Origin of the sequence: Algoriphagus faecimaris, assembly GCF_900101705.1 — a bacterium.
In the GTDB taxonomy this organism is placed as follows: domain Bacteria; phylum Bacteroidota; class Bacteroidia; order Cytophagales; family Cyclobacteriaceae; genus Algoriphagus; species Algoriphagus faecimaris.
In genome coordinates this window covers 1-20,532 of record NZ_FNAC01000034.1, presented here as the reverse complement: position 1 = coordinate 20,532, position 20,532 = coordinate 1, and the positions used below count along the sequence as shown (strand labels likewise).

The following is a 20,532-nucleotide window of genomic DNA, read 5'->3' as shown; positions in this document are numbered from 1 at the left end:
TGCCTATTAAATAGAATAAAACCAATAACTCAAAAAATGTTATTGTCTTCTGTGATTTAAAGCACAAAAAAAGGTTGCCTCAACAGAGACAACCTTCATTTTTTTTTGATTGGTTTAAATTATCCTTCCATCCAGTTTGGTCCGAGAAGCTCAATCAGCTTTTGATTGTATTTCTCAGCCTCTGCTTCATTTTGAAGACGAGTATGAATTTGGAATAAGATACCCATGATGTCTGTATCATCAGGACGAATTTCTAGAGACTTTTCGAAATACGGAACAGCATCTTCGTAATACTGATTAGCCTTATTACCCATTTCTTCGGATCTAGCTTCCCACTCTTCGTCAGAAAGTCCGTTTAATTCTGCAAGAATACCTCTGGAAATTTCCAGCATCAAAGCTCCAGAATAATAATTTCCTTCGTAGAAATCAGGGTCGATTTCTACTGACTTCTGATAATCTGCCAAAGCTCCTTCAATATCACCTGACTGCTCTTTCAAATATCCTGATCTCAAAAGAATCGCAGTGTTTTCGGGATCGTTTTTCAATGCCTCTTTGATTTGAGCCATTGCCTCATCCATTTTGTTCAATTGCAGCAGCAACTGAATTTCATATTCAGCAAGTACTTTATCACTTGGGTACTCTTCTTTGGCTTGCTGAATGATTTCATAAGCACCTTCAGGGTCTTCTTCTGTACTTAGAATCTGCACCATGAAGTAGTAAGCATTCAGCTTATTGTACTCTGGAATGTCAAATAGATAAGTGAAATGCTTTTTGGCATCGTCGTATCTCCCCAGGTCATTGGCAAGGAAACCTGCATTGTAATGGATAGTAGAATCAGACTTGTCGATTTCTCCCGCTAAGTTGAAAAACTCATAAGCCATTTCATAATCTTCCTCATTGTACTGTATGATAGCCTTATCAAAAGCCGTATTTTTCAAGGTAAGTATGGAATAGGGACGAAGATTATCTGGTACACCAGGAAGATCTTCTTCATAAATATCCTCGCCTAAACCATTCTCCTTATCGGAACCTGCCATTTCGAAAGTCTTAAAGAAAGTTTCCAAAGCAGCTTCACCTACAGCAAGATTTTCCATGGTGTTGGATGAATCAGAACCGAATTTTTTCAGTTCAATCTGAGCCTTCAGTAGATAAGTCTCTGGATCAGAGCCTGTTTCCGGGTCCTGAATAGCGGCATTAATATCAGTAAGCGCTGCCTCGATATCTCCAGATTTGAAGTTTTTGCTAGCAGAACGCACTACTTTCTTTTGTCCAAAAGCAAAGGCCGTGATTCCGACCAAAGCTATCGATAGAATTAGCTTCTTCATTATTTGCGTTTATGTTTTATTGTTTGGTTAATCCTTATTTTCTTCAGATTCCTCAGAAGAATTATCTGCAATTTCCGAAGAATCTGAATTTTCTTCTACTTCTTCGGCAGAAATTTTTTCAACGGAAGAAATCTCATCTCCTTCTCCGACTTTAATCAATCTTACTCCTTGAGTTGCCCTTCCCATTATTCGAAGTGCATTCACAGAAATCCTGATCGTAATTCCAGACTTATTTATGATCATCAGATCATCAGAGTCTACCACTTCTTTGATAGCCACTAAGTAGCCTGTCTTTTCGGTGGTATTCATGGCTTTAACTCCTTTACCCCCACGATTGGTGATTCTGTATTCATCGAGGCTGGAGCGTTTTCCGTATCCTTTCTCGGACACTACTAGTAGGGTTGCATTTTCCTCTGAGGCACATACCATGCCAATTACATAGTCATTAACATCTGTTAAGGTTATCGCTTTTACACCAGTGGCAGTTCTTCCCATTGGCCTTACAGCAGATTCTGGGAAATGAATAGCTCGTCCAGATTTTGCAGCGATGACTATGTGCTGACTACCATTGGTCATATCCACATTGACCAGCTGATCATCCTCACGGATATTCAGCGCAATGATACCGTTTGATCGAGGTCGGCTATATTGTTCCAAAGTAGTCTTCTTGATAATACCACGCTTCGTCACCATGATCAGGAAGTGATTATTAACATAATCCAAATCATTGAGATCATCCACCTGAATGATGGATCGGATCTTATCATCGGCTTGGATATTAATCAAGTTTTGGATTGGCCTTCCTTTTGATGTTTTTCCCCCTTCAGGAATAGCATAGGTCTTCAGCCAGAAAAGTTTCCCTTTATCGGTGAAGATCAATAAGTAATTGTGAGTAGAAGCCGTAAATAAATACTCCGTAAAATCATCCTCTTTGGTACTCACACCTCGAGAACCTACTCCACCTCTACCTTGAGTTTTATACTCAGTGAGGGCGGTACGCTTGACATAACCTTGATGCGAGACAGTGATAATTACTTCCTCATTTGGAATCATATCCTCGTAGCTAAAATCCTCTGCATTATGCTCGATTTCAGTTCGACGATCATCTGCATAACGGTCCTTCATTTCTTGAAGTTCCGTTTTGATGATTTCCATCCGCTTGTCTTCATTGGCAAGAATCTCTTTCAACTCTTCGATTAGTGCCATTATTTCTTTGTATTCCTGGAGGATTTTATCCCTCTCCATTCCAGTCAATCGCTGCAATCTCATGTCCAAGATAGCTCTTGCCTGAATCTCACTCAATTCAAAGCGCTCGATCAAACCATTTCTCGCAGTTTCAGGGTCAGCAGAGTTCCTAATCAAGGCAATCACTTCATCCAAGTGATCCAAAGCAATTAAGTAACCCTCTAGAATATGTGCTCGCTTCTCCGCTTCTCTAAGTTCGTATTCAGTTCTTCTGACCACTACCTCATGTCGGTGATTGACATAGTGAACGATAAGATCTTTGAGATTTAAAGTTTGCGGTCTCCCTTTTACGAGAGCCACATTATTTACTGAAAATGAAGTCTGAAGCTGAGTATGCTTGTATAGATTATTTAATACTACATTAGAAATGGCATCTCGCTTCAATTCATAGACAATTCGCATTCCTGATCGATCGGATTCATCACGAATCGCTGAAATCCCGTCTATCTTCTTTTCATTGATCAAAGCAGCGGTTTTTTCCACCATATTTGCTTTGTTGACCATATATGGAATCTCAGTGATGATAATCATCTCCTTATTTCCATTTTCTTTGGTCTCTACATTGGCCTTTCCTCGGACCACAATTCTACCTCTACCTGTTTCAAAGGCAGCTTTCACTCCATTGTATCCGTATATGATTCCACCTGTAGGAAAATCAGGGGCAACAATATGCTCCATCAATTCTGGAATGGTAATATCTCTATTATCAATGTAAGCTGTGATACCGTCTATGACTTCTCCTAGATTGTGTGGGGCCATATTGGTAGCCATACCAACGGCAATACCTGATGCACCATTGAGAAGCAAAGCAGGAACCTTAGCTGGTAAGACTACAGGTTCTTTCAAGGAATCATCAAAGTTGAATTGAAAATCAACCGTTTCCTTATTGATATCTATCAGTAATTCCTCTGCGATTCGTCTTAGTCTAGCCTCAGTATATCGCATCGCTGCGGCATTGTCTCCATCTACAGAGCCAAAGTTACCTTGACCGTCTACCAAAGGGTAGCGAAGAGACCAAGGTTGAGCCATACGAACCATGGTTTCGTACACTGCCGAATCTCCGTGGGGGTGATACTTACCTAATACTTCACCGACAATTCTCGCCGATTTTTTGTACGATTTGTTGTGCAAAACACCCAGCTCTTGCATTCCGAAGAGAATTCTTCGGTGAACGGGTTTCAGTCCATCTCGGACATCAGGAAGCGCTCTTGAAACAATAACCGACATCGAATAATCGATGTAAGCACCGCGCATTTCCTCAGTAATGTTAATGGGTATAATGTTCTCGTGTTCTCCTTGAGCCATAATATGCTATTCACAGGGTATGATAAGGCCGCAAGATAGTAAAAAGGAGGTGCTTTTGAAAAGAGAATATGATTGTTAAAATAGCTTTTGGTAGATTAATACCATTGGCCGATTTTTCGGTTCTGTAAATTGAAAATACCGCTACCTCGATATTCTATACCATTATGCATGTGTTTCATCACCACCCCACAGCCAGCAATTTTGCATCGTTTTGTCCCTGGTATCCGAACGGATAGCCCAAGCTGAAGGGCATATAGCTGCTGATCAAGGTTTTGGGATTCGGAATAGTCTGAGGAAGCGTAAGTAAAGCTTCGGAATTCAGCACCCCCCTTTAAGAAAAATTTCGCATATTCTGAAAAATCTCTTTCCACGCGAAGGCTCAAACCATAGTACGGCTGATCTGCTACCGCCAAGCGTGGGGTATAAGATCCATTGGCAGCTAATGAGGGATCGTAGGCATTTTTTAAGTTCAGCTGACCAAATTCACCCTCGAAAATCACTCGCCAAGGATACACTTGCCTTACCCGCTGACGCAATTCGGACTGCATATAGAGGTTTGCCGAGGCATAGCTTCTATACCTCCATTGTAAATACTTGGCACGCTTACGGGCATCCCAAAGGATCAATCCCACTGTACCATAAAGCTTGCTAGCCTGATAGCTACTCCCCTCAAAGGGAATTTCCCAATTCTGTCCTCTCATCGGGCTCAGGTTACCCCACTCCTGCCCATATCCACCACCTATGGTAATGATATTGAAAACATTGATTCGGAGACCTGCATTGAAAATAGGAAAGGTCCAGTCCTGACTTTTCATTTCCAGTGGGTTTTCCTCTGAGATATCCAGAGGCTCGTCGAAATTTTGAAACTGTTCCAAAAAGTAAAGGTTGGGGGTTTCTGAATAGAAACTTGTGCCAAACTGATGATAGGCAGCTCCCGTAGATATTTCTAAGGCAAATTGCTCCAATACGTTCCTAAAAATATTACCCACAGCTGATTCACTTTTCGGGTTTTTAGCCTTGGTTGTAATCCCAAAAATATCATCATCTTGAGCAAAAAGCCCCGTACTGATCAAAAAGAAAATTCCGCTGAAAATGAAGATAGATTTTTTCATAGTTTGAAAACGTATCAAGTTTCGTTCCAGTGTAAAAGTATAAAAAAAAGCCTCCCTTTTGGGAAGGCTTTCGATTCAATCGCGAAAAGGAATCGTAAAATTTATTTTCCGTCCTCAGCTGCTTCAGCATCACCGTCTTCTTTTGCGGCAGCACGCTCAGCATCTTTTTCTTCTTTAATTGATAAAATCATCGAGTCCAACTTTTCTTTTACTGATGGATCATCTTTAACCGCCGCCAAAACTTTGTTGTAAACAGATACTGTGATCACATCGCTTTCAGTAATCAAGCCAGTTTTATAATCCACTACACTTTGTTGAAGAGAATTCTGAAAATCCAAAATCACTTGATAGGCTGCTTTCTCTTCTTCAGTTACCTCTGCTTCCGCCATTTTGGCATCATCTCCCCAAGCTGCTTTGATTTCATTGTATCGAGCACCACCATCGATCACATCATTATTGAGGATCATGTTTCTAAGCTCTTCAGTTTTATCTTCAACATATAGAGAAGTCATTACCTCCACTGTTGCATATTGCGTCAAATCTTCATCAGTGACAGGCTCAGCAGCTTCTTCTTGTGCAAAGGCATTCATTCCAAAAAAAGCGAAAAACGCTCCAAATAGTAATACTTTTTTCATAATCAATCGTGAGTTTAGTTTTTTCTAAGATTGCAATAAACTAGCCAAGCCTCAAAAAATCAAGGATAAAACTGAGAATTAAGAATTTTTAGGATAAATGGTAATGGCTTAGACTCAAATTAAAGGTTTTTCAATCCTTCAATAGTGAGAATTGGATTTTTTGAACTAAAAACAAAACTACCAGCTACCAAAACATCTGCACCTGCCTCTATCAGTTTAGGGGCATTTTGCAGATTCACTCCTCCATCAATTTCGATTTGGGTTTTTGCTCCTTTGGACACAATCAATTTCTTAAGCCTTTCTACCTTTTGATAGGTGTTTTCAATAAATTTCTGCCCACCAAATCCTGGATTGACAGACATCACACATACCAAATCTATATCCTGAATCACATCTTCTAATAGATCAACAGAAGTGTGGGGATTAATTGCAACGCCTGCCTGAGCTCCCAATTGCTTGATTCCTTGCAACGTTCGGTGAAGATGAGTACAAGCCTCATAGTGAACGGAAATAATTTCTGCCCCTGCATTTCGGAATGCTTCCAGATAGCGATCTGGGTCCACGATCATTAAATGCACATCCAAAGGCTTTTTGGCATGCTTGGCTATGGCTTCGGTCACTGGAATTCCGAAAGAAATATTAGGAACGAAGACTCCATCCATGATATCCACATGAATGTAATCTGCTTGAGATTCGTTGAGCATTTCTACTTCTTTTTGCAAATTGGCAAAATCAGAAGCAAGAATAGAGGGAGCAATTTTCGCTGGCATAGGGAGAATAATTAAGCTGCAAAACAAATAAAATTTGCCCCATAGCCAAAATGTTAATATCTAAAAAGTTTCGTTCTTTTGACCGTTTTCGCATCCTGAATTTGGACGAGATACACTCCAGGAAGAATTCCCGTCATATCAATCCGAAAGGGTTCATCTGTCTTTTCCCTTAAAATGGCGAAATCAAGAAGAGATTTACCACTCATATCCAATAATTCAAATCGATAGGAAAGCCCCGAACCGTACTCAATCAATAGCTCATTTCCCTGAAGCGGATTGGGGTAAATCTTCCAAATATTTTCCTCTTTATCCTCAATCGATAATATCTCCCCATAGTAAGCATCCCAAAAATTGGGGATTCCAAAGCCAATTATCGAATTAGGATCCTCGGCATTTGTGGCAGACCTTAGTAAATTTTCAACCAATTCAGCTCTAGTCCACTCTGGTCTTGCCTCCCAAAGTCCCGCAGCCAAGGCAGTAATCTGCGGTGCCGAGAAGGAAGTACCACTGGCAAAACCCACATTGTCATTGGACCGAATGATAGCTGTTCCACTTCCAAAAGCAACCAAATCAGGCTTGATACGACCATCAGCGGTAGGGCCTTTCGAACTAAATGGGGAAACCTCCAGATTTTGGTTGACTGCTCCTATGGATAAAGCCAAGGGTGAGTCAGCTGGAGGAGAGATTGATCGCTCACCCGGCCCTTCATTACCTGCGCTAGCGACTACCAATATTCCCCGCTTTGCTGCAAAATTTGCTGCTTGTGTTACAATAGCCGTTTGCCCATCTATTTGCTCTGCAGTATAATTCATCGCGGGATCGTCGAAGAAATTATTGTAGCCCAGGGAGCTATTGATGATGTCCACTCCTAATGAATCCGCATACTCTGCCGCCCTCAGCCAATTAAACTCCTCCACTCGGTATTCGGTGGCTACTTCCTCAGTAATAGCCAAAATGTAATTGGCATCGGGAGCTCCGGCGATAAACTTTTCTGCGTCATTGCTAGCAATCACTGACAAGACATTGGTGCCGTGCTGATTATCCAAAAATACATTATCGTTCCAAGGTCTAACCAAGTCGATAGCGCCTACGATCGAGTTATTTTCAAGCAAATGCGCCATAGCTGAACCGGTATTCACTCCGGGATAGCCCGCATCAAAAACCGCAATAGTAATACCGCTACCTTTGAAACCTTCCTCATGCATTCGATCTATTCCAAGCAATTGATTTTGGAAATCAGAGGGCAAATCCATTGACTTCAGCATCCTTGCCGTTTTTCTGTTTTCTAGGTTGAAGGCAAATTTTGAAACAAAATTCAGTAGGCTGCTTCGCTCATTAATGGGGGGTGGATTGTATCCATAAGCTACCAACTCTAACCTTTCGACAAAGGGAAGCTGAGAAACCTGTTCAAGTTGCTCTGTACTCAACACAGCCAAGCTGGCATTGAGCCATTTGCTGTGATATAAAAGGTCTGTTGATAGAACTCGAAGTTCATTGATGTAGCGTGGGGAAACTGGCAAATCAGTACTGTCTACAGCCACCGACTCGCGGATTCTCCTATCCAATGCTCTTTGCGTCAGAAAATCGGAAGGATTATCCAAAGAAAAGTTTTCTTGAGGCTTGTATTGATAGAAAACAGCATAGCGATCTTGTGCATAAGCTGCTGAGCCTAAAATTAAATTCAAAAGAAAAAAAAAGGATAAAAACTTACTACTGTTCATAGGATACCAATTCCATATGTATTTTACTCCCAGAGTCAATTAATTGTTCACCTAGACAGTCATTTCTTGAGCAATAGGTAAGCACTTCTGAATACTTTTCTACAAGCCCTACTCCCTTTTGGAAAATATCGTATCGGATATCTCTAAAAGTAATTTCATCATCGCTATCTTCTTGCCAGATTTTCACTTGCCCATCCACCTCTGATGGGGACAAGATCTCAAGCATGTACTCGTCCACAGGAGCATTTCTATAGCTATTTCCATCCCAAGTTTTACCATCAATGATGGGGAATATTAAGGCTACCTCGGGTTGATTGTTTAAATTTCGAATAAGGCTTCTCTCACGGATCAAAAGGGTGAATTCAGATTGAAAAACCCAGTTATTGAGGTCATCCGAGCGATACCTAGCCACCACAAATACTTGCTCTTTTGCATCATTTACATATAAAGTCCGCATTCTGTCCTGCAAGTAATAGCTAGCGTCTTCAGAGTCATTTTCCCCAAAATAAATCGTCTCTTCCACAGCGTAAGTCCAGGTGTCACCTATGTTGAAAGGCTGAAATGCATAATCAATTTCCAAAGCAGGCAATTCCACTTCACGCTCACAGGCCATCAAGAGCAGGAAAAAACAACTAATGGAGAGTTTAAATCGTCTCATAAGCAATAATCGTTTTTAAAAATAGAAGGATTTCATGAGAAAACCAGAAAGAATTAGTAGGGTTATTTTCATTTTTTTATGGCATAGCAGGCAGTAGTTTTTACATTTGCGCCAAATTATACATTATGGCTCTCAAGACTTTTGTAAAGGTAAGCGGAATCACCAACCTCAGTGATGCTAGGTATTGTGCAGGTATGCAAGTGGATGTATTAGGCTTTAATTTAGATAAAACCTCAGCTAAATATGTTGATCCTACTGTCTACTCCGAGATCACAGGATGGGTTTCGGGGCCTGAGTTTCTCGGGGAATTTAGTAGCCTGAATACTGAAGAGATCATCGAAACGATCAAATCCTACGAAGGCTTGGAATGGGTAGAGCATGCTGATGTAGCCACTCTTATTGAATTGGTCGAAAAAGGCTATAAGGGAATCTTGAAGATCCGACTAGATGAGCTGTCCCATATAGAGGCTTCACTAGTCCATGAAATTAAAAATCATGAAGTGGTGGTCCATCTTTTTTCGGAAAAAGAATCTTTATCGGAGAAGGAAGTGACCGCCATTCAAAACATTGCTTCGCAAGTGCCTACCTTACTAGGCGGATCTTTGACTACAGAACAGTTCATTTCTTTACCTGAAAGATTGAAATTAAAAGGAATTAGTTTAGAGGGAGGAGAAGAAATCAAACCTGGACTAAAGGACTTTGACGAACTGGCAGAAATACTGGAGTCCTTGGAAATTGAAGACTAAAAAAAAACCGCTCTTCAGAGCGGTTTTTTTTTTATCAACTATCCCAAAGATCTGAGGGCTGATAAGGACTTTGCGATCCTGTAAAGAAGCTCCCATCTACAAATCGATGCGAAATGCCAATGTCTTTTAGCTGCTGAAGGTCCTCTTGATCAAGTACTAACTCACTTGCTTTTAGGTTCTCTACAATTCTTCCTTGATTGACCGATTTGGGTATCACCACTATATCCCTAGAAACAGACCAAGCGATCAGAACTTGCCCTACCGAGGCCTGATGTTTCTCGGCAATTTTTTTGACAGTTTGATCCTCAAGCAGCTTGGGGTCATTTTGATGCTTTTCGGATCGCGAATCTGGTGAACCTAATGGGGAATACGCCGTCATCAGCATGCCGTTACTTTTGCAGAATTTCACTAATTCTTCTTGTGGCAAATAGGGATGCATTTCTACTTGGTTCATTTCAGGCTTCTGCCCTTCCATCGCAAAAAGCTCTTTGAGTTTCGTTTGATTAAAATTAGAGACTCCGATATGTTTGGCTTTTCCGAGTAGTTTTTGCTCCTGCATCGCCTGCCAAGTTTGCGTCAGAGGCACATCTTGATAGGTATAAAATTCTTCTCTGTGAGATGCAAAACCAATCCCATGCTTAAAAGATATAGGCCAATGAACCAAATAAAGATCTAAATAATCCAATCGTAGATCGTTCAAAGTATTATCCAACGCCGGCCCCACATCTTCATATCGATGACAGTCATTCCAAAGCTTGGAAGTGACAAATACATCCGCTCGCTTCACTATTCCATCGGCAAAGGCATCTGCCAAGCCCTGACCTACTTCTTTTTCATTTTGATAAATCTTAGCACAATCGATATGTCTATAGCCTGCCTCAAGGGCCCAATAAACTGCTTTTCTTACTTCTCCTGGTTTACTTTTCCAAGTTCCCAAACCTACAATAGGCATGGAATCTCCGTTTTCAAATTTTACTGTTTTCATTTTGATGTGCTTAAAAGGTAAAGTTGGGTTAGTATCCTGATAGATTTTCCCAAAAGTTAATCAATCTACTTTGCTTTCGAGGTATTTTTTGAAACGATTCATCACCCAAACATGAAATCTTGCCTGTGTAGTCACATAAATATACCATGGAAGTCTCGGTACAAACTCATGAATAGCCGACAGAATATATTTATTATCTAGCACTCCTCTGAACTCCAACCATCCATAATCAAAGCGCTTGACCAGCCAGCCACCTGTGATATAAAACAGCTGTCTTTCCTCATCACTCCTATCTGGGATCATGGTCAATTGAAGCATAGCTTTCTTTCCCCAAAGAAGATGAAAGCCAATATCTCCTGTAGCGGTCCTCTTACCATTAATGAGAAACTTAAAAAAACTTGGGAGCCAGATATTATATCGATTGGCCACCCAGGTCGCAGAATGCCCACTATTGTTACGCATTCGCTGAATACTCCTAACGGTATTTTTGACCCCTTTCTTTTTATAGAAAGTGGGCAAATTTGGATTTTCATCCGAGTGAAGGGCGATTTTGACAGATTCCTCATAGCTGAGATAATCAATTTCTCGCTCTTTGAATGATAATTCCGGTGATACAGTCAGCGTGTGGCGTAGACTTTCGACGAGTGGTGAAACCAACTGTGGAGGACTATCTCCAAAAAGTCCCACCCAGAACTTACTCAAGCCCAAGGAAAAAACTGGAACTGAAAACACCAGTCTTTTTTTACCCATCGTTTTAGCCGTACGCTCCAGCATATCTCGGTAAGTCATCACTTCAGGACTTCCTATTTCTACAGCCTTTTTATACATATTGGGGTTACCTATACAGGTATCCATGATGGTAAGGGTATCTCTAAGGGAAATAGGCTGCGTCTCTGATTCGGTCCACTTGGGACACATCAAGACAGGAAGTCGCTGAACAAGATTTTTGATCATGTCAAAACTTGAGCCTCCCGGCCCAACTATGATTGAAGCTCTTAATGCTGTTAATTTTGCAGAGCGAGAGCCCAGAGACTGCTCCACTTCAAGTCGACTTCTCAGATGACGGGAAAGTTTTTCTTCAGGTTCTTTGGGTAAAAGTCCTCCCAGATAAATAATCTGCTGAACCTTATTCAAGTCTGCAGCCCGGCTAAAATTATCAGCTAGAAGCAGGTCGGTATCTTCAAAACTTCCCTGATTAAGTCGGGTAGAGGCATTCATGGAATGGACTAAATAAATAGCCACATCCACACCTCGAAGTGCTTCCACAGTGCTTGTTATCGAATACAATTCCACCTGTCTCCACTGTACTTCAGGATGCGGATTTTTCTTCACCTTTTTCCGGCTTAGGCCGACAATATTGTATTTCTCCTTAAAATGATGAATAAACCAGCGCCCCACATATCCTCCTGCTCCCGCGATGGCGACAGTAAGCTTCTTATTGGCACTAGTTTCTGTAGATGATTCCATAAAAATAAAGTCTGTGTTAGATTAACTGACAAAAGAAAGCTCCTGTTTAGAATTAAACCGAGCCTCACTACTGGAAAAGAATAACTCTTCAGTTTCCTCTTTGGTGAACGAAGTCATTCCAAAATTGATCCGCTTCCTCAGCACTCATGTCTCCGTCAAAGATGATCATTCTGTAGGCCAATTGATACTTTTCACCAAAAGTAAGGCGCCATTCCTTCTCTTTGATGGGGCTAAAACCCAAAAAAACATTGCCTAGACCCTCATAAGTATATGATGGCCAAACCCGTAAAGGCTCAGGATGATCCCAATTATCGGAATGGCTTAAAAATAAAATCCCACTTTGACCAGAAGAGGAGGAGCTTTCTCCTCTCAAAATCACCCATCGAGCGCGGGTATCATCTGCTTCATCTCTGGATTTCATTTCAGAAGTCAACACTTGGCTATTACGCTCTCCCCAAGAAGAAACAGCTCGAATAAAAATTCCTCCTCCGTATCGGTATTGATCTAGGGTCATTCCACTGGGAACCAAAGTCCAAAACTTACTCAAGTAATCAACTTGATAACGGGAAGAGTCAATAGCCGTCACTGTTACGGAAAGGATTTCCTCCAAAGCCACTTTTTTGTTCTCGGAGGTAGCAGTTAGATCCTGATGGATCTGCTTGACTACAATCCTAGCCAAGTCATTACCTTCTTCTTTTTCCAATACCTCTGAAAAATCAACCCTACCCTTTTCATCTCCTATATTCCAGAAGTCAACTTCTCTTCCTTCGATGGTGGCCCGTGTCCACGGTCCCCAAATACCATAATGATGATAATGATCCTCCGGCTGAATACTTGTCAAAACCTGTCCAGCCAAGCTGATCAGAGGATGGATAAATCCAGACTTCGCAAAGGCCTTATTCACTCCTTGGGGTACCTCAGCAGTTGTCGATTGATAGGTTAAAACAGGATTATCGCCAATTAAAAACTGAAAACCCTGCGGCGTTTCTTTCAGTGACACGTCTTGTGAGTAGGAATTGGTAGAGATTAAAACCAAAAAATACACTCCAAACAATATTCTTTTGATAGACATAAAATTTTCAGGTTATTGGGGTATGAGTGACGATTTGGAATTTAAAACTCCAACCTTATCAATTTACACAATATTCAAGTTTATGAAAAAGTACCTGATTTTTGGAATCATTTTCTTAATTCATTTCTCTGAATCCTATGCGCAAGATCTTAAGGAAGTTGCCTTGGATGAGTCTTGGAGGGAAAAAATAGCTCAACTAACACCCGAAAGTCCCCAATTTAAGCATTCTGGTACTAAACGCATCTTGATTTTTTCGCTTCATACTGGTTTTGAGCATTGGGTGATTCCTCATACTGAAGAAATGCTCAAAATCATCGGTCAAAAGAGTGGGGCTTTCCAAATGACAGGCAGTACAAACATTCAAGAATTTGAAAAAGAAAACCTTCAAAAATTTGACGCAGTCATTCTTAACAATACCTGTTCTAAACCAGAGCACCGCAATCTCTTTTGGGATAAGCTACGGGAGCAGCCTAAAGGAGATTCGGTCCTGCTGATGCAAAAAGCCTTAGAACTGGAAAAAAATCTCTTGGAATACGTCAGCAATGGCGGAGGATTAATGGTCCTTCATGGCGGAATTACCACACTAAACTCTTCGGATGATTTTGGAAGATTGGTAGGCGGAAGCTTTGACTATCATCCCCCGCAGCAATCATTCCGTGTGTATTTAGAGGATCCCGAGCATCCTTTGGTACAGGCTTTTCCCAAGGAAGGGTTTGTCCATACAGATGAGCCTTATTTTTATAAGAATGCCTATGAAACTGGAGATTTTAAGCCTTTGCTCTATTTTAAGAATTCGGAGATAGAAAGGCAGCGCAATGGGCAAAGGGACCCAAGAGAAAAAACTTATGTCGCTTGGATCAGATCAGAGGGCAAGGGAAAAGTACTTTATGCTTCGCCATCTCACAATGCCCAAAGCTTTGAAAACCCTGATTTACTTCAGTTTTATTTGGATGGATTGCAATATGTGGTAGGTGATGTAGAATGCGATGAAACCCCCGTTGGAAACTGATCAAAGAATTTCCTCAAGACGAAGAAGTCGATGGAGCGCTTCCTCAAGTTCTTGCTCTTCTTTGGCAAAGCAAAATCGAATGAATTGATTATCGGTCGAATCATGGTAAAATGAAGAAACTGGGATACAAGCAACTTTCAGCTCTTTGCACATGTCTTCTGCCAATTGTTTATCTCCTTTTTGGGACAAGTGACCATAACTGACCGTTTGGAAAAAGCTACCTTGGGTGGCACTAAATTTCAATTCGGTTTTTTTCAAACCTTCTAAAAATAGATTTCTTTTCTTTTCATAAAAGGTGGGTATGGCCAAATAATGCTTGGGATTTTCCATGTATTCTGCAAGGGCATATTGAATCGGCGTTACAGTGCTGAATGTCAAGAATTGATGAATTTTCCTGAATTCAACTGTCAATTCTTTGGGAGCAATACAATAACCTACTTTCCAACCAGTGACATGAAAAGTCTTTCCGAAGGAACCACAAACAAAAGACTTCTCCCTTAATTCCTCATCCCCCATCAATGATAAGTGTTTTCTGCCGTCAAAAATTATATGTTCATAAACCTCGTCACTGACCACAAAAATATTTCTATCCCGGATGATCTCCTTTAGACTTTGCATATCCTTTTCGCTCCAGACATAACCAGTCGGGTTATGGGGCGTATTGATTACAATCAACTTGGTCTTGAAAGAAATGGAGGATTTTACCCGCTCCCAATCCACCGAAAAATCTTCTTTATTCAGAGGGATGTGAATCGGAACTCCACCGTTTAAGATAATTGCAGCTTCGTAACTGTCATAAGCCGGCTCTAAAATCAAAGCCTCATCTCCTGGTCTGAGGACAGCGCAGATTGACGCAAACAAAGCCTCTGTAGCACCGGAAGTGATCGTAACTTCATCCTCGTAGTCTGGTAAATATCCATAACAATGAGCCGTCTTCTTGGCCAAATTCATCCTCAATGCCTCTATTCCACTCATGGGAGCGTATTGATTGTAACCCGCTGAAGTATATTTTTCCACCAAATTCAATAAATTAGGATCCGCTCCAAATCCCGGAAACCCTTGGGAAAGATTGATGGCTTCAAATTCTTGGGCCATCTTTGACATCACTGTAAAAATCGTCGTTCCGGTATTTGGGAGTTTTGAGCGGATATTCATTAGGCAGAAAATACTATTTTAGGAAAAAGATTGAATCGGAAGATAGAAACTTCATAAAGCAATATCAAAACTGAAATGGATTCCTTTACTGCTAAACTCCAAAAATTTGATTTCAATCACTGGCAATATCATCTTGCAGTACCCGATTCTATAGCTGAAAACTACATCAGAAAAGGTAATTCTCGGGTTTTGGTTTGGCTGGAATCCACAGGCCCATTTCATATGGCACTGATTAAAGCCAAGGCCTATTATTACCTGATGGTAAATCAGGAGCACAGAAAAAACCTTGGATTGGATTTAGGAACGGTAGTCCAAGTTAAATTGGAAAAGGATGAAAGCGAGTTTGGTCAAGAGGTTCCCGAAGAGTTTCAAGTCCTCTTGGACCAAGATGAAGACGGAAGAAGCTATTTTGAAGGATTGACTCCCGGAAAGCAGCGAAGTTTGATCCACTTGGTAGTCAAAGTCAAAAACTCCGAAAGCAGAATGAAAAAATCTTTGGCCATCATGCATCATCTCAGATTATCGAAAGGAAATCTGGATTTCAAACAGCTCAATGAGTTAATAAAGCATTACAATAATTTATAAAAAAAGGGAGCCGAAACTCCCCTTTCCTTTCAATCATTTTTATCCTGTCCCATACGCTCACGACGGGTCTTTTTGTTGGCTTCTGTTTTGGGTCTGCTCGCACCGAAAGTTCCTCGGTTAATCTTTCCTCTTTTGGTTTTCAAGTCTCCTTTTCCCATATAGATTATTGATTTTAGTGAAACATACCCAAAATTAAAAAATGCCGAAATTCATGTCAAATTCCAATTTCAATACATTCAAACTCCACACAAGCAAATTCTTTTGTACCTTGAACTAATCGAATTAATTCCTATTCATTTTGTTAGAAATCAACTGTGACCTAGGCGAAGGAATCGCCAATGAAGAACTCATCATTCCTTTTATCGATGCTGCAAGTGTGGCCTGTGGAGGTCATGTTGGAGATCAGAAAAGTATTGAGCAAACGCTGATCAAAATCAAGGCTCAAGGCAAAAAAGCTGGAGCCCATCCCTCCTATCCAGATCCGAGAAACTTTGGCCGGAAGTCTCTTACTCTCGATTCAAAAGACCTCATCCAAAGTATTCAAAGCCAAATAGAATTGTATTTGTCCGTGTCTGAGCGTTTGGAACTACCTATGGATCATATCAAGTTTCATGGAGCTTTGTATAATGATGCCGCAAAAAATACTGAATTGGCAGGAAAACTCTCTGATTTTATCGCTACAGCGTATCCTGGTATTTGTCTGTTTGTTCCTCCGCATTCTGAAATAGAAAAATCAGCCCTAGAAAGGCAAGTACCCGTCAGAAAGGAGATTTTTGGTGATCGAGTTTATAGGGATGATTATCAATTGCTTTCCCGTGCTGCTGAAAATTCCCTGTTAACGGATTTCACTTCGATAGAAAAACACCTTCAGCCCTTTATAGAGCAAGGCTTTTTAATTAGTTCTAGTGGTAGCCAGCTATCGCTTTCTGCTAATACGGTTTGTTTCCATGGAGATAATCCCGGCATATTGGCCTTTCTCCCAAAAATCAGACAAAAATGGTGGACTTAAAACCAGTCATAAAGCATATCTCTCCCAGAATCAGTGAACTGAGTTGGGACTTTAAAATATCAGATGCGTTGTTGGCATTGAAAATCGAGTACCTCAAAAACATTCAAATCGAGTTTCATGCCGCTGTAGAGGACATCCGATCAGGCTATCGAAGTGTTTCTATTTTGTGGAAAGCCCAAAAAGACCAAGAGCGACTCGATCGATTTTTGGAAAATATTAAAGTAAAGCCATCAGCGCTTTCAAATCAGGTATGGAAAATCCCCGTTTGCTATGATCCCCAATTTGGCTTCGATCTAGAAGCTTTAGCTTATTCAAAAGGGCTAGCTGTCGAAGAGCTAGTTAACCTTCATACTTCACCAAGCTATCGCATTCATTTTATCGGCTTTCTTCCCGGATTTCCATATTTGTCAGGACTCGATCCTCGATTGGCTACAGCTCGAAAATCCATTCCTGACCGCAACATTCCTACTGGGTCGGTAGCTATCGGAGGAGATCAGACGGGTATCTACCCTCAGGCAAGTCCCGGGGGCTGGCATGTCATTGGGAGGACGCCAGTATCACTTTTTGACTTCAGTTCAAAGATTCCGTTTCCTTTTCAAATGGGTGATCAACTCAGATTTGAACCCATTTCCAGGGCAGAGTTCGAATCAAGTGTCCGTTCAACCATCGAGACCATATGATAAGGGATCCGGCATTTGCAGAAATTCTAAAAACGCCACCCGGTGTACAAGTCGTAGATCAGGGAAGAAAGGGATGGGGTCAACTGGGGATACCGGCCTCTGCACCTTCAGATATTCGGGCCTTTCTATGGGTCAATCATATACTCCGAAATCCTGAAAATGCGGCTGTATTAGAGGTATCGCAACCCGGTTTGCTGCTCAATTTTCCCTCGCCGACCTTAATTTGCATTGCCGGAGCTAAAGCTCAAGTGAAATTAAACGGAAATCCATTAACAGAAATAAGCCTTTTGGAAATTCCTGAAAGTAGTCATTTGGAAATCGGGAAGTTTGAACAAGGAGCCATATTGTATCTTGGAATTAGGCATGGCTTTCAAAGTGAATTACAATTGGGATCCAGAAGTTTTTTTCGTGGAATCACATCAAAAACACAGTTTTCTAAAGGAGATCAAATCATGTATTTTACCAATCATGAAGTTCCTCAGTTTCACCTACAAGCCAAACCCAATTTCTCACGAGCCTATCAAAAGCAGGAATCCGTAAATGCTTATCCCGGACCGGAATGGAATTTACTCAGTGATGCCGTAAAGAAAGAGCTTTTATCGATGAAGTTTCAGGTGACTCAAATAAGAAACAGGATGGGGATTCAGTTGGAAAGTCCATTTACTAATGAACTAAACTCCATTTCTACCGCACCTGTATTTCCTGGAACAGTACAACTGACTCCAAGTGGTAAACTGATTTTGCTGATGCAAGATGCCCAAGTTACAGGAGGCTACCCGAGAATCCTTCAAATTTGCGAAGAAGATCTTTCTATTCTAGCTCAAAAACCAGCAGGATCATTCTTCAGGTTAAAACTCCAACAGTTTTAAATAACAGTAAAAAAATCAAAGAACTATTGAGATAGAAACTCAGGTGAATTATATTCGGAATTTACCACTAAAAATCAAGCGATGAACAACGGACTACAAGCGAAAATAAGTGCTCAAGGCATGAATCCTGAGCAAGTTTCCCAACAAATTGAAAATTTTAAGAATGGTTTTCCTTTTTTGAAAATAACAGGACCTGCGACTCCCGATCATGGAATAAAGGTATTGAGTGATGAGGAGATCCAAAATCACCTACACTCCTATCCCGAAAAAGCCTCAAAAATCGAAGTGGTAAAATTTGTTCCCGCATCCGGCGCGGCATCCAGGATGTTTAAGGACTTGTTCGGTTTTCTCGAAGGAGACGGGGATTTATCGTCCAGCCCTTTTGTCCAAAAATTCATCAATCAGATCGAAAAGTTCGCTTTTTATCCTGAGCTAAACCAAGCATTGAAGGAAAAAGGTACGAGTATAGACGACTGTATAGACCGAAAGGATTACAAAGAGATCATCGCAACCTTACTTCAAGATGATGGGTTGGGCTATGGCAATCTTCCCAAGGGCCTACTGCGCTTCCACAGCTATGGCGACTCCAAGCGCACCCCCGCCCATGAACACCTCATCGAAGGCACTCAGTATGCCGTGGGCAAAGACAAAACGGTACAGATTCATTTTACGGTTTCTCCCGAACACGAAGAGAAATTCAAAAAAGAAATTGCGGCCATCCTTCCTCAACTTGAAGCCGATAGTGGGCTAACCTTTAAGGTCACCTATTCTCAGCAAAAGAAATCTACCGACACCATAGCGGTGACAATGGAAAACGAACCTTTCTTGGAGGAAAATGGGGACATTCTATTCAGACCTGCCGGTCATGGAGCCTTGTTGGAAAACTTGAATGACATAGATGCCGATCTAATTTTTATCAAAAATATCGATAATGTCGTTCCTGATCGATTAAAAGAAACAACCAAAAATTACAAAATAGCGATTGGCGGAGTACTTTTGGAGATTCAAGAAAAGGTATTTGACGCGCTTAAAAAACTTGATCTGGAAACTTCTACCAATACCTTAAATGTATCTAAAAAGGTATTCACCCAAGAACTTGGAGCCCGGCTTCCCGATGATTTCGAGGCACAACGAGAAGTAGATCAGGCTAAATTTTTGAAAAAGAAACTTAATCGCCCTATCAGAATTTGTGGAATGGTACGAAATACCGGCGAACCTGGTGGTGGACCCTTTTGGGTCTTGGAGAAAGACGGCAGCCAGTCCCTACAAATCTTAGAAACAGCCCAAATCGACATGAATGATCCCGTTTCTACAGGACACCTTCAGGCGGCTACCCACTTCAATCCCGTAGATTTGGTCTGTGGCACCAAGAATTATAAAGGTGAGAAATTTGACTTGATACAGTACAGGGATATGGATACCGGCTTCATCACCGAAAAATCAAAAAGTGGAAGAGAATTGAAAGCTTTAGAATTGCCAGGCTTATGGAATGGTGCCATGTCAGATTGGAATACCCTATTTGTAGAGGTGCCACTCATTACATTCAATCCGGTGAAAACGGTCAACGATTTACTCAGGGACGAACATCAGTAAAGGGTTGAAAGCTGGAGTTTGAGATTTTAAGGTTTCTTACTTCAGCTTTCTAATTTAGGGCTTGCAGAAAAAGTATCAGGTATGCAAGTTTCAAGGCGGCCGATTGAAGATATATGCATATACTTCGAACGAAGGCCAAGGAAGAAAATGGTATACCTGAGACTAGCTAATAAAATCTCGAGATCGAGATTTTTCGTGCATGAAAAACACCCCCTTGGCTCCAGAAATCTTGCAATTGCTTAAAAATTGCTCGTTAAAAAAGGTTCTACCCTTAAGTTAGTGAGGATATAAGTTTAAACCACCGTTAAAGAATAGTATAGCACTTCTAAAGTTTGTAAAAGTACGGTATCCTCTACCCACTGTTTTAAGTTCTTGAATTTTACCATTTAGGCGTTCAGCCATTGCATTTGAGATTCGTTCTGTCAAAGCATTTATAACTCCATTTAGATGGCTTTTAAACATATTTACCACTTTGTCTATTTCAGCGATCTTTCTGCTGTAGGCATTGGTCATCCATTTGAGCAAGGACGAAGTTGCAAACAAAGAGGAAGATCCAAAGAGGTCTTTAAAGTTCTCTCGAACTTGCCAAGC

At 41.0% G+C, this 20,532-nt stretch carries 20 protein-coding genes; 7 read left to right on the top strand and 13 right to left on the bottom strand.

The window, feature by feature from the left end:
• Positions 1 to 119: 119 nt before the first annotated feature.
• The 7 genes from BLQ57_RS15590 to BLQ57_RS15560 all read right to left on the bottom strand — a co-directional run bounded on the left by BLQ57_RS15590 (position 120) and on the right by BLQ57_RS15560 (position 8,771).
• Positions 120 to 1,325, bottom strand: a complete 1,206-nt coding sequence (locus BLQ57_RS15590) for a tetratricopeptide repeat protein (RefSeq protein WP_087940487.1) — start codon at positions 1,323 to 1,325, stop codon at positions 120 to 122.
• A gap of 27 nt (positions 1,326 to 1,352) precedes the next feature.
• A complete protein-coding gene (gyrA, locus tag BLQ57_RS15585) occupies positions 1,353 to 3,875 on the bottom strand; it encodes a DNA gyrase subunit A (RefSeq protein WP_087940486.1) in 2,523 nt (840 codons plus the stop codon).
• A 95-nt stretch (positions 3,876 to 3,970) separates the two neighbouring features.
• Positions 3,971 to 4,987 (bottom strand): hypothetical protein, encoded by a 1,017-nt coding sequence (locus tag BLQ57_RS15580; protein ID WP_087940485.1) that lies wholly within the window; start codon positions 4,985 to 4,987, stop codon positions 3,971 to 3,973.
• Between the two features lie 101 nt (positions 4,988 to 5,088).
• A complete protein-coding gene (locus BLQ57_RS15575) occupies positions 5,089 to 5,622 on the bottom strand; it encodes a hypothetical protein (protein WP_175444677.1) in 534 nt (177 codons plus the stop codon).
• Positions 5,623 to 5,741: 119 nt separating this feature from the next.
• Entirely contained in the window at positions 5,742 to 6,392 is a 651-nt protein-coding gene (rpe, locus tag BLQ57_RS15570; RefSeq protein ID WP_087940484.1) for a ribulose-phosphate 3-epimerase, read from the bottom strand.
• A 53-nt stretch (positions 6,393 to 6,445) separates the two neighbouring features.
• A complete protein-coding gene (locus BLQ57_RS15565) occupies positions 6,446 to 8,077 on the bottom strand; it encodes a S8 family serine peptidase (protein ID WP_240507845.1) in 1,632 nt (543 codons plus the stop codon).
• Between the two features lie 25 nt (positions 8,078 to 8,102).
• The gene (locus BLQ57_RS15560; RefSeq protein WP_139162759.1) at positions 8,103 to 8,771 is read right to left on the bottom strand and encodes a hypothetical protein; all 669 of its coding nucleotides are present in this window, start codon (positions 8,769 to 8,771) and stop codon (positions 8,103 to 8,105) included.
• 125 nt (positions 8,772 to 8,896) lie between these two features.
• On the opposite strand from BLQ57_RS15560, the gene BLQ57_RS15555 reads away from it, so the two are divergent.
• Positions 8,897 to 9,517 carry a beta/alpha barrel domain-containing protein gene (locus tag BLQ57_RS15555; RefSeq protein WP_087940481.1) on the top strand — a complete coding sequence of 207 codons (621 nt, stop codon included), beginning with the start codon at positions 8,897 to 8,899 and terminating at the stop codon, positions 9,515 to 9,517.
• Positions 9,518 to 9,551: 34 nt separating this feature from the next.
• On the opposite strand, the gene BLQ57_RS15550 is transcribed toward BLQ57_RS15555, so the two are convergent.
• The 3 genes from BLQ57_RS15550 to BLQ57_RS15540 form a co-directional block, all read right to left on the bottom strand.
• Positions 9,552 to 10,502 (bottom strand): aldo/keto reductase, encoded by a 951-nt coding sequence (locus tag BLQ57_RS15550; RefSeq protein ID WP_087940480.1) that lies wholly within the window; start codon positions 10,500 to 10,502, stop codon positions 9,552 to 9,554.
• Positions 10,503 to 10,562: 60 nt separating this feature from the next.
• Positions 10,563 to 11,969, bottom strand: a complete 1,407-nt coding sequence (locus tag BLQ57_RS15545; RefSeq protein ID WP_087940479.1) for an NAD-dependent epimerase/dehydratase family protein — start codon at positions 11,967 to 11,969, stop codon at positions 10,563 to 10,565.
• An 88-nt stretch (positions 11,970 to 12,057) separates the two neighbouring features.
• The gene (locus tag BLQ57_RS15540; RefSeq protein ID WP_087940478.1) at positions 12,058 to 13,041 is read right to left on the bottom strand and encodes a DUF6807 domain-containing protein; all 984 of its coding nucleotides are present in this window, start codon (positions 13,039 to 13,041) and stop codon (positions 12,058 to 12,060) included.
• An 82-nt stretch (positions 13,042 to 13,123) separates the two neighbouring features.
• On the opposite strand from BLQ57_RS15540, the gene BLQ57_RS15535 reads away from it, so the two are divergent.
• Positions 13,124 to 14,050, top strand: a complete 927-nt coding sequence (locus BLQ57_RS15535) for a ThuA domain-containing protein (RefSeq protein ID WP_087940514.1) — start codon at positions 13,124 to 13,126, stop codon at positions 14,048 to 14,050.
• Here the strand turns inward: BLQ57_RS15535 and BLQ57_RS15530 are convergent, their stop codons facing one another.
• Entirely contained in the window at positions 14,051 to 15,205 is a 1,155-nt protein-coding gene (locus tag BLQ57_RS15530; protein WP_087940477.1) for a methionine aminotransferase, read from the bottom strand.
• A 75-nt stretch (positions 15,206 to 15,280) separates the two neighbouring features.
• Here BLQ57_RS15530 and BLQ57_RS15525 point away from each other — a divergent pair, with 75 nt between their 5' ends.
• Positions 15,281 to 15,790, top strand: a complete 510-nt coding sequence (locus BLQ57_RS15525) for a YdeI/OmpD-associated family protein (RefSeq protein ID WP_087940476.1) — start codon at positions 15,281 to 15,283, stop codon at positions 15,788 to 15,790.
• Positions 15,791 to 15,819: 29 nt separating this feature from the next.
• Here the strand turns inward: BLQ57_RS15525 and BLQ57_RS15520 are convergent, their stop codons facing one another.
• Positions 15,820 to 15,948, bottom strand: coding sequence for a 30S ribosomal protein THX (locus tag BLQ57_RS15520; protein WP_087940475.1), 129 nt, complete (start codon positions 15,946 to 15,948; stop codon positions 15,820 to 15,822).
• A 140-nt stretch (positions 15,949 to 16,088) separates the two neighbouring features.
• Between BLQ57_RS15520 and BLQ57_RS15515 the strand changes: the two genes are divergently transcribed.
• From BLQ57_RS15515 to BLQ57_RS15500, 4 genes are all read left to right on the top strand, one after another.
• Complete coding sequence (locus tag BLQ57_RS15515) at positions 16,089 to 16,799, top strand: LamB/YcsF family protein (RefSeq protein ID WP_169712777.1); 711 nt, start codon at positions 16,089 to 16,091, stop codon at positions 16,797 to 16,799.
• Positions 16,787 to 17,479: a 5-oxoprolinase subunit PxpB gene (gene pxpB, locus BLQ57_RS15510; protein ID WP_087940473.1), complete on the top strand. Its 693-nt coding sequence runs from the start codon at positions 16,787 to 16,789 to the stop codon at positions 17,477 to 17,479. Before BLQ57_RS15515 ends, pxpB begins: the two co-directional genes overlap by 13 nt.
• On the top strand, positions 17,476 to 18,348 hold the full coding sequence (locus tag BLQ57_RS15505; protein ID WP_087940472.1) for a 5-oxoprolinase subunit C family protein: 873 nt from the start codon (positions 17,476 to 17,478) through the stop codon (positions 18,346 to 18,348). The genes pxpB and BLQ57_RS15505 overlap by 4 nt, the downstream gene beginning before the upstream one ends.
• Before the next feature lie 81 nt (positions 18,349 to 18,429).
• A complete protein-coding gene (locus BLQ57_RS15500) occupies positions 18,430 to 19,941 on the top strand; it encodes a DUF4301 family protein (protein ID WP_087940471.1) in 1,512 nt (503 codons plus the stop codon).
• A 276-nt stretch (positions 19,942 to 20,217) separates the two neighbouring features.
• On the opposite strand, the gene BLQ57_RS15495 is transcribed toward BLQ57_RS15500, so the two are convergent.
• The coding region (locus BLQ57_RS15495) for a transposase (protein WP_139162758.1) at positions 20,218 to 20,532 on the bottom strand (315 nt) is incomplete at its 5' end.

What these genes read in the sequence shown, in the direction of transcription:
- BLQ57_RS15590 (WP_087940487.1), bottom strand. Translation starts at nt 1,325, where the DNA reads ATGAAGAAGCTAATTCTATCGATAGCTTTGGTCGGAATCACGGCCTTT.
- gyrA (WP_087940486.1), bottom strand. Translation starts at nt 3,875, where the DNA reads ATGGCTCAAGGAGAACACGAGAACATTATACCCATTAACATTACTGAG.
- BLQ57_RS15580 (WP_087940485.1), bottom strand. Translation starts at nt 4,987, where the DNA reads ATGAAAAAATCTATCTTCATTTTCAGCGGAATTTTCTTTTTGATCAGT.
- BLQ57_RS15575 (WP_175444677.1), bottom strand. Translation starts at nt 5,622, where the DNA reads ATGAAAAAAGTATTACTATTTGGAGCGTTTTTCGCTTTTTTTGGAATG.
- rpe (WP_087940484.1), bottom strand. Translation starts at nt 6,392, where the DNA reads ATGCCAGCGAAAATTGCTCCCTCTATTCTTGCTTCTGATTTTGCCAAT.
- BLQ57_RS15560 (WP_139162759.1), bottom strand. Translation starts at nt 8,771, where the DNA reads ATGAGACGATTTAAACTCTCCATTAGTTGTTTTTTCCTGCTCTTGATG.
- BLQ57_RS15555 (WP_087940481.1), top strand. Translation starts at nt 8,897, where the DNA reads ATGGCTCTCAAGACTTTTGTAAAGGTAAGCGGAATCACCAACCTCAGT.
- BLQ57_RS15550 (WP_087940480.1), bottom strand. Translation starts at nt 10,502, where the DNA reads ATGAAAACAGTAAAATTTGAAAACGGAGATTCCATGCCTATTGTAGGT.
- BLQ57_RS15545 (WP_087940479.1), bottom strand. Translation starts at nt 11,969, where the DNA reads ATGGAATCATCTACAGAAACTAGTGCCAATAAGAAGCTTACTGTCGCC.
- BLQ57_RS15540 (WP_087940478.1), bottom strand. Translation starts at nt 13,041, where the DNA reads ATGTCTATCAAAAGAATATTGTTTGGAGTGTATTTTTTGGTTTTAATC.
- BLQ57_RS15535 (WP_087940514.1), top strand. Translation starts at nt 13,124, where the DNA reads ATGAAAAAGTACCTGATTTTTGGAATCATTTTCTTAATTCATTTCTCT.
- BLQ57_RS15530 (WP_087940477.1), bottom strand. Translation starts at nt 15,205, where the DNA reads ATGAATATCCGCTCAAAACTCCCAAATACCGGAACGACGATTTTTACA.
- BLQ57_RS15525 (WP_087940476.1), top strand. Translation starts at nt 15,281, where the DNA reads ATGGATTCCTTTACTGCTAAACTCCAAAAATTTGATTTCAATCACTGG.
- BLQ57_RS15520 (WP_087940475.1), bottom strand. Translation starts at nt 15,948, where the DNA reads ATGGGAAAAGGAGACTTGAAAACCAAAAGAGGAAAGATTAACCGAGGA.
- pxpB (WP_087940473.1), top strand. Translation starts at nt 16,787, where the DNA reads ATGGTGGACTTAAAACCAGTCATAAAGCATATCTCTCCCAGAATCAGT.
- BLQ57_RS15505 (WP_087940472.1), top strand. Translation starts at nt 17,476, where the DNA reads ATGATAAGGGATCCGGCATTTGCAGAAATTCTAAAAACGCCACCCGGT.
- BLQ57_RS15500 (WP_087940471.1), top strand. Translation starts at nt 18,430, where the DNA reads ATGAACAACGGACTACAAGCGAAAATAAGTGCTCAAGGCATGAATCCT.